This is a genomic window from Candidatus Dependentiae bacterium (genome assembly GCA_020431705.1).
In the GTDB taxonomy this organism is placed as follows: domain Bacteria; phylum Babelota; class Babeliae; order Babelales; family Vermiphilaceae; genus JAGQHQ01.
The window spans coordinates 1-568 of record JAGQHQ010000049.1; the positions used below are offsets into that span (position 1 = coordinate 1).

Genomic DNA, 568 nt, shown 5'->3' on the forward strand with positions numbered 1-568 from the left:
GCACAAAAAAAGGAGTCTGCAAAAAAGACTGCTTCAAAACCTCAAGCGTCTGACAAGGCAGCTGCTCCAAAGAAAAAGACTGCTGCAAAAACGGCAACGAAAGCTAAAACAACCTCTAAAGCAAAAGCACCTGAAAAAGAAGCACTTGCTGAACAGTAATATTGGAGAGGTGTCTGAGTGGCTGAAGGAGCGTGATTGGAAATCGCGTATACCCTCACAAGGGGTATCGAGGGTTCGAATCCCTCTCTCTCCACCAACTGTTATACGTAAAGGCTGAAGAGGGTAACTGCTCTTCAGCCTTTTATACTATTGTTCTAACTCTTCCACAAGCAGATTTATATGTCTGTTTTTGATCGATTATCGATATTGTTTGCTCAATCCAGCATCTCATCTGAAAATAAGAGCTATCTGGTACTTGGTGGTTGTTTTTTTAAGAATACGAGCGTAATCGGTGACATTTTCATAAGAAGAGTATTCCCACAACAAGAGCTTAACTAAAGGTCGGTTTTTACGTGTATGGTGAGCTCTTGTTTATACGTGCATGTACTCAGATTTTAGTCTATCGTGG

General features: G+C 41.2%; 1 tRNA gene. It reads left to right on the top strand.

From position 1 onward, the window contains the following. The first annotated feature begins 163 nt into the window (after positions 1 to 163). Positions 164 to 256, top strand: a tRNA-Ser gene (locus tag KC460_05260). Positions 257 to 568 lie beyond the last annotated feature (312 nt).